We start from the raw sequence: 7,235 nt of genomic DNA, 5'->3' as shown, positions 1-7,235 counted from the left end.
ATCCAAAAATACAGCTAATAGTATGTATAATTAAAGGAGATAAAATATGAAAAAACAAAATCAAATTACTTATACCTATCAGGAATTAGCTACAGCTCTCATAAAAGATTCAGACATTCATGAAGGTCTTTGGGGAATATATATAGAATTTGGATTTGGTGCAGCTAATGTTCCGAGTCCTTCTCCTGATATATTGACTCCATCAGCTATTGTTCCTGTTCAAAAAATTGGAATTCAAATTTTCGAGAGTGCAAACAATTTAACAGTTGATGCTGCTTTAGTAAATCCTGAAAAAAATAGAGACACCTTCCACTTAGTATTACTCTTGATTTAATTCTTCCAATTTCACCAGCCGTTCAGCCCGTTCCTTTTCCAATGCCCGGATTTTCTTTTCCTTGCTGATCAGTTTAAGCGCTTGTTGAAGCAAAACTTCATCCATCATCACTCGGGGACATGTGACATTGGTAGCGATACCAGTACCCGCAACGGTGTTGTTAAGATTACTTTACTGAGCCCTCCTTTTTCCCCCCTTGGTAAGGGGGGGAGAAGAGAAGAAGAATTTTAATTGGGATTTGCTTCGGGTTATAACGTTTTCCTTTAACCCCCCTTACTCAAGGGGGGTGGCGAAGCCGGGGGGATTAGAGCTTTCTTTTCATTTTACTGGTATTTTGTGAAACTGAAGGAATCTGCTATATTCAGGCAATGGTTTTGCTACTGATCACTTCCTTCATCTGGGCATTTTCTTTCGGGCTAGTGAAGAAATACCTGGGGAACGTGGACGCCAATTTCGTCGCCTTCGTCCGCCTGGCCCTGGCCCTGTTCCTGTTCCTGCCGATGTGGAAACCGCGAAAAACGCCTGCAGCCACGGCGCTGCGCCTGTTTTTCATCGGCATGGTCCAATACGGCCTGATGTACGTTTTTTACATCCAGTCGTTCCGCTTCCTGGCCGCCCACCAGGTGGCCTTGTTCACCATTTTTACCCCCCTTTACGTGGCCGTCGCCGCCGATCTGTGGGAGAAACGCCTCCAAGCGCGCCATCTCTGGACGGCGCTGCTGGCCGTTGCCGGCACCGCGGTGATCGTCTACGCCGGCTTGGCGGGCGACGGCCTGCTGCCGGGTTTTCTGCTCGTCCAAGCTTCCAATGCCTGCTTCGCCGTCGGCCAGGTCTGGTACCGTCGGCTGCCCGCTGCTGCCAGACAATGGAAGGACCGCGACATATTTGCCTGGCTCTACCTAGGCGGGGCCGCGGCCGCTATGCTGGCCATGCTGTTCTTTTCCGGCCCGATCGTCCTGGGTTTAAGCGCGGGAAAATGGCTGGTTCTGGTTTATCTCGGCTTGCTTGCCTCGGGAGTGGGGTTCTTCCTGTGGAATGTCGGCGCCACCCGCGTCGAAGCCGGCCTGCTGGCCGTCTTCAACAACGCCAAGGTCCCGCTGGCCGTCCTGGTTTCGCTGCTCTTTTTCGGCGAGCAGGTGGAATGGCCGCGACTTCTCAGCGGCGCCGGCATCATGATACTGGCCATCTGGCTCAATTCGCGTTCAGACGTGAGCCGCAATGCGCCTCCAGGAAACGGCCGGGAAGCTAAACTTTAATGTGACAAAATCAGTATAATACCTTTAAAAGTCTATATTCGAGGAGTCGTCATGAAGCGAAGCGCACTGATCGTCCTGCTGGTGGTCATCGTGATCCTGCTGGGACTGTTCATCATCGGCGGTTTCATCTACATGCAGTTCAACCAGGAACCGTATGTCCCGGACAAAGCGGTCCTGAAGATAGATCTGAGCGGTCCCTTGGCCGACACGGTGACCAGCCGTTTCCCGGGCATCGCCTCCACGGCTGTCTCCATCCAGGACCTGTGGTACCATTATAAAACCGGCAGCAATACATTCAACGAAGATCACATGACTCCGGAGCATCGCGAATCCATGCAAGCCTTGATCGATGATTTGTATCGGGCCGTAATCGACGGCATCGCCGTCAACCGCAAGCTCGACGCCGGCGACGTCAAGAAGATACTCGACCAATCGCCGCTGCCTCTGGAAGAATATGTGAAAGCTAAATTTATCGACAGACTCGGTTATGAGGATGAACTGCATGGTTTGTTCAAAACCCAATACCCTGAGGTGAGTTTCCGGACCTACGCCAAGACGAGCGCGCCGCTGCCTTTCAGCGGAGCCAAAAAAATCGCCGTCATCTTCGCCTCCGGCGAGATCAACCTGGGGCGGAGCGGGGGCCAGTCGCTGCTGGGCGACGAAGTCCTTGGCGCCGATACCCTGGCCGAACAGCTGCGCCAGGCCAGGAACAACTACGCGGTCAAGGCGGTCGTGCTGCGCGTCGACAGCCCGGGAGGATCAGCCGTCGCCTCGGACGTCATCCTGCGCGAGGCGGAATTGCTGTCCAAGAAAAAACCTTTGGTCATCTCGATGTCAGACCTGGCCGCTTCCGGCGGCTATTGGATATCGATGGCCGCCCAAAAAATATATGCTCAGCCCGAAACCATTACCGGCTCGATCGGCGTGTATGGAGGAAAATTCGTCTTGAAGGGTTTGTACGACAAATTGGGAATTGATAAAGAGATCGTCAAAACATCGGAATTTGCCGGTATGTACTCCGATTACAAGCCTTTTACCGACCGCGAGAAGCAGAAGGTTCTGGGCGAGATGCAGGCCATTTACCAAGAATTCGTGAAAAAGGTGGCCAACAACCGCAAGCTGGCCGTGGCCGACGTGGAAAAGATCGCCCAAGGCCGGGTGTGGAGCGGGAAAGCGGCCCTGGCCTTGAAGCTGGTTGACGGCTTGGGCGGCCTGAACGAGGCCCTGGCCGAGGCCAAGAAGCTGGCCCGCATCCCGGCGGGTGAAAAGGTGGGGGTGCGCGTTTACCCGCAGAAGAAGACTTTTTGGGAGATGATTATGTCGCTGACCGATGTCAAGGCGGAGAATCCGTTCGACGTTCAGGCGCGCCTGAAAGTTTACAAGCGCTTTTTCCCGGCCATGGCCATGCCCTTCACCCTGATGTTCAACTAGATTATTTCCAGCGTATCTCGTATTCGGAAACGGGCTGGAAATTGGTCAGCGATTTGACGATTTCCACCGTCACTCCCTTACAGCCCGCGATCTCCAGGGCGCGCTCCATCCAGCCGCAGATGCGGAACTCGGTGGTTTTGTCCATTTCGGGGAAATGGCTGATGCGCACCAGGCAGAACTTCGGTTCGCTTATCGGGACGGATATCGAGCAGGGGCGGTAGTAGGAGGAAAGGTATTCACCGGCCTTCTCGACCAACGCGTTGGTTTTGGGGATCTTGATCAGGAGCTTGAGCACGCCGTGGAACCTGACATCGGCGCTCAGTCTGCCGAACTCCCAGGAAGCCGCCTTCAGGTCCCAGTCGTAGAAGAGCTGGGCGATGTTGGCCATGGGCTTGATCAGCATCTCCTGCAGGGGGAACCAGGCTTCCTGGTCGACTTCGGAGCTGTAAATCCTGCGGGCAGCGGGCGATATCAGCTCTAGCCAGCGCTTCAGCCCGTACTGGCCGAACTTGTCCAATATGCTTTTGGGAATCGAATGGATGATCGCGCCTTTCACTTCCGTCATGTGCCCTCCTTCGCCTTCATTTCTTCCTATTCCATCGGCGCGCTCAACGGCTTTCCGGGGCCATCAGCAGCGACATCGCCTCCTGGCGCGGGCCGAGGTTCTCGCGAAAAACGCCGCGCACGGCCGAAGTGATGGTCAGCGATCCCGGTTTCTTGACTCCGCGCATGGCCATGCACAAATGCTCGGCCTTGATGACGACCATCACCCCCATCGGGTCAAGCGCTTGCACCAAGTAGTCGGCGATCTGCTTGGTCAGCCGCTCCTGGAGCTGCAGCCGCTTGGCCAGAAAATCGACCAGGTAGCCCAGGGTGTTCAGCCCGATGATCTTGCCTTTCTTGGGGATATAGGCGATGCTGGCCTTGCCGGAAAAAGGGAGCAAATGATGCTCGCACAGGGAATAGATGGGGATGTCCTTGAGAATGACCATTTCGTCGTGTTTTTCCTCGGTTAGCGCTTTCAGGAACTCGCCCGGGTCCCTGCCGGTGGCGGAGAGTATCTCGGCGAACATGTCGGCGGCCCGGGCCGGCGTTTCCGCCAAGCGCTGTGAATCGACCTCTTCGCCGATGCCTTCGAGGATCAGGCGCACTCCCTGCTTAATCTTGGACAGATCCATATTTTTCATTAATGACTCCCTGGACCATGAGCATGGCTTGCTTGAGCGGAATGAGCTTGCTGTCAGCCAGCAGCGAAACGTCGGCGAATTCGGGCTTGATATTCATGACCCGGTTTTCCCATGAGCTGATTTTCACCCGCACCTCCGATCCGGCGACGCGGATGGTTTGCGTTTCCCGCTGCAGGATCACCCTTTCCTCGCGGCGCTGGCGCAGGCCGATGACCGTGCTTTCCCGGAAAATCGTCGCGATCACCTTCTCGCGGTCGGCGTCGGCGCACAGGACGGTGAGCTGAAGACCCGGCCGGCCCTTCTTCATCAGGCCGCTGGCGATAAAAATATCCATGGCTCCGGCCTGGGCGATTTTTTCGCCGGCCGCGGCGACCATTTCGCCGCTGCTGTCGTCGAGACTGAATTCCAGCACCCAGACATGATCGTTCGCCGCAGGCCCACAAGGGGCCGGCGCAGCCGCCAGGCTCACCGTTTCCGAGAGGATGGCGCGCAGAATGTTGGGGGTATTGGGGAACGTCTTGTGGCCGCCGCCGCAACCGGTTTTCAGCGCCTTTAGCGTACGCCCGCCGTCCGCTTGCCGGCCGCAACTGGTCAGGATGGCGGCCGCGGTCGGGGTCAGCAATTCGCTTTCAATGTCGCCGCTGCGGTATTCCAGGCCTCTGATCAGGTTGAGCACGGCCGGCGGCGGCACCGGCAGCAACCCGTGCCGCGTCTGGATGTCCCCGCGGCCGGTGACCAGGGTGGTGAAAAAAAGTGGGCAGCAGTCCAGCATTTCCCAGAGCCAGCAGAAACCCAGGATGTCAATCAGCGAATCGTCGGCCCCGATCTCGTGCAGGTGGACGTTCTTCAGCTCTTCGCCGTGGACATCGGCTTCAGCCCTGAAAATGGCTTCAAAAATGCGGCGGGCGTTGGTTTTGACCCCGGTGGAAAACGGAGCGTAAGCGATGAACGCCTCCAGGTCGGAAAAGGATGTTTCCTGGCGGCTGCGTCGGCCTGTTTTGGCTTGACGGCCGGCTGGGGCGGTGACGGTCACCTGTTTGCAGCGCAGATGGTTTTTGACGATGTCTTCGACGGTAACGGTCACGGCCAGGCCGATGTTATCGAAGGTTTGCCTGAATGCGTCGCCCGCGTCCAGCAGGTCGATCAGGGCGGCGAGGATCATGTCCCCCGATGCCCCGCAATTGGTTTGCAACAGCAACTCTTGCGCCATGGGGCATTTATACTCCTCCGCGCTTATCCAGTCAAGCCGTTATGGTGGTGAAAAGGTCGGCTCCGGTGTTGCTTTTCCTGTTGCAAAGTAAAACCAGTCGTTGGTATAATACCATCATGCACATCAAAGATTTGTTCATCTCCATGCGACCCAAGCAATGGGTGAAGAATGTTTTCATTTTCGCGCCCATGATATTCGTACTGATCCAGAGGAAAGCGGAACACGTGTTCCACCTGGACTTCATTGGCAACACCCTGCTGGCCTTCGCCTTGTTCAACCTAGTCACCGGCGGCATCTACATTTTCAACGATATCCTGGACCGCGAGCACGACCGGCACCATCCGCAAAAAAGGAACCGCCCCATCGCCTCCGGCCGCCTCCCGGTCATTGAGGCCGCCATTTTCGCAGTGGTCTTGCTGGCAGGCGTCCTGGCGTTGATTTATTTTTTTAATCGCGAGTTTTTTTACATCTCCCTGTTTTATGTGGCCATCAATATCCTGTATTCGCTGTTCCTGAAGAGCATGGTCATCATCGACATCATGATCATCGCCTTCGGTTTCGTCCTGCGCGTCATGGCCGGGGCAGCGGTCAATCGCATCGCCCTCTATCCCTGGATCCTGATCAGCACCTTCCTGCTGGCCATCTTCCTAGCCTTGATCAAGCGCCGCCAGGAACTGCTCAAGATCCAGGAAATCGTCCCGGAAAAAGTTACGCGCCAGACCCTGCTCAGCTATACGGTCAGTCTGCTCGACCAGATGATCAGCATCTCCACCGCCACCACCCTGATCGCCTACATCATGTATGTCCTGTCGCCGGACGTGCAGCAGAAGTTTCACTCGACCAAGCTTTTTTACACGGTGCCTTTCGTCATCTTCGGCATCTTCCGCTATCTTTTCCTATCCTACGCCAGGGGCGAGGGGGAAAGCCCTTCCGAGATCATTTACACCGACCTGCCCTTCACCGTCAACATCATTCTCTGGATCGGCGTCTTTGTCCTGCTGGTCAACCATTAACCGCCGTTGGCAACGTTGAACGTCATCAAGCAGCTTCAGTTTTCCGGCATCAGCCAGGAAGAGCTGGAGGAAATCTACCGCTTGCACAAGAACGACTACCGGGTGCTGCTGCACCTGGTTCAGCATCCCAAGTTTCCGCAGAGCATTTCCTTGGGCATTATCAGCAAGCTGTTCGCCGCTGACCTGGTACGGGTCATCAAGAATGTCAAAACCCAGCCCTTTATCCGCAAGAAAGCCGAACTGGAATTCAGCCAGCGCTACAAGCGGCTGGCCCTGGGCGAAAAAATATCCTTGCTCAAAATCGCATCCAATTCGCTGCTGCTTAATTTCAACGATGAGAATCAGACGCAATTGATCGAAACCATACTCAACAATCCCAATTGCAGTGAAGCGGTGGTTTTGCGCTTCATCAACCGCCATGGCGAGCGCGCCAATTTGTATGTCGCCTTTGATAACAGCCAGTGGCACATGAACCCGGCTGTGGCCATGGCCGTTGCCCATGACCCGGAAGCGCCGATCAAGATCATTTTGAAAATCATCCCTTACCTGGGGCTGGCCGGGCTGCAGAAAATATTCAAGGATGAGAGCACCCACCAGATCGTCCGCGACCGCATCCGCGACTATCTGCAGCAGCGGCCAATTTCAGGCGAAACCGATACCAATTCATCGGCAACTTGACAATTCAAAAATCATGACTAAAAAAAACATTATGAGCAGGAGAAAGTGATGGGGGATATACGGAAGCGATCGAATGGTCCGGAATATTTCGTCCGGCAAAGGGGCGTCGTTTTGCTTCGGACAGCG

General features: G+C 55.2%; 9 protein-coding genes. 5 read left to right on the top strand and 4 right to left on the bottom strand.

Features of this window, described 5'->3' with window-relative positions:
* Window positions 1–46: 46 nt before the first annotated feature.
* Window positions 47–334, top strand: a complete 288-nt coding sequence (locus NTW95_14570) for a hypothetical protein (GenBank protein MCX6558632.1) — start codon at window positions 47–49, stop codon at window positions 332–334.
* Here the strand turns inward: NTW95_14570 and NTW95_14565 are convergent.
* The gene (locus tag NTW95_14565; protein MCX6558631.1) at window positions 320–442 is read right to left on the bottom strand and encodes a hypothetical protein; all 123 of its coding nucleotides are present in this window, start codon (window positions 440–442) and stop codon (window positions 320–322) included. The genes NTW95_14570 and NTW95_14565 overlap by 15 nt on opposite strands.
* Before the next feature lie 260 nt (window positions 443–702).
* Here NTW95_14565 and NTW95_14560 point away from each other — a divergent pair, with 260 nt between their 5' ends.
* Entirely contained in the window at window positions 703–1,590 is an 888-nt protein-coding gene (locus NTW95_14560; protein ID MCX6558630.1) for an EamA family transporter, read from the top strand.
* Window positions 1,591–1,641: 51 nt separating this feature from the next.
* On the top strand, window positions 1,642–3,021 hold the full coding sequence (gene sppA, locus NTW95_14555; GenBank protein MCX6558629.1) for a signal peptide peptidase SppA: 1,380 nt from the start codon (window positions 1,642–1,644) through the stop codon (window positions 3,019–3,021).
* Between the two features lies 1 nt (window position 3,022).
* Here sppA and NTW95_14550 read toward each other — a convergent pair whose 3' ends face one another.
* The 3 genes from NTW95_14550 to larC are packed head-to-tail and all read right to left on the bottom strand — an operon-like array spanning window position 3,023 to window position 5,418.
* Window positions 3,023–3,586, bottom strand: coding sequence for a hypothetical protein (locus tag NTW95_14550; protein MCX6558628.1), 564 nt, complete (start codon window positions 3,584–3,586; stop codon window positions 3,023–3,025).
* A 43-nt stretch (window positions 3,587–3,629) separates the two neighbouring features.
* Window positions 3,630–4,208 (bottom strand): GTP cyclohydrolase I FolE, encoded by a 579-nt coding sequence (gene folE / locus NTW95_14545; GenBank protein ID MCX6558627.1) that lies wholly within the window; start codon window positions 4,206–4,208, stop codon window positions 3,630–3,632.
* Window positions 4,180–5,418 carry a nickel pincer cofactor biosynthesis protein LarC gene (gene larC, locus NTW95_14540; GenBank protein MCX6558626.1) on the bottom strand — a complete coding sequence of 413 codons (1,239 nt, stop codon included), beginning with the start codon at window positions 5,416–5,418 and terminating at the stop codon, window positions 4,180–4,182. Before larC ends, folE begins: the two co-directional genes overlap by 29 nt.
* A 116-nt stretch (window positions 5,419–5,534) precedes the next feature.
* On the opposite strand from larC, the gene NTW95_14535 reads away from it, so the two are divergent.
* Together NTW95_14535 and NTW95_14530 are read left to right on the top strand one after the other, a co-directional pair.
* Window positions 5,535–6,431, top strand: coding sequence for a decaprenyl-phosphate phosphoribosyltransferase (locus NTW95_14535; GenBank protein MCX6558625.1), 897 nt, complete (start codon window positions 5,535–5,537; stop codon window positions 6,429–6,431).
* A 6-nt stretch (window positions 6,432–6,437) separates the two neighbouring features.
* Entirely contained in the window at window positions 6,438–7,109 is a 672-nt protein-coding gene (locus NTW95_14530; protein MCX6558624.1) for a hypothetical protein, read from the top strand.
* Window positions 7,110–7,235: the final 126 nt, after the last annotated feature.

This window comes from Candidatus Aminicenantes bacterium, assembly GCA_026393795.1.
Classification (GTDB): Bacteria; Acidobacteriota; Aminicenantia; order UBA2199; family UBA2199; genus UBA2199.
This window is presented reverse-complemented; position numbering and strand designations above follow the sequence as displayed.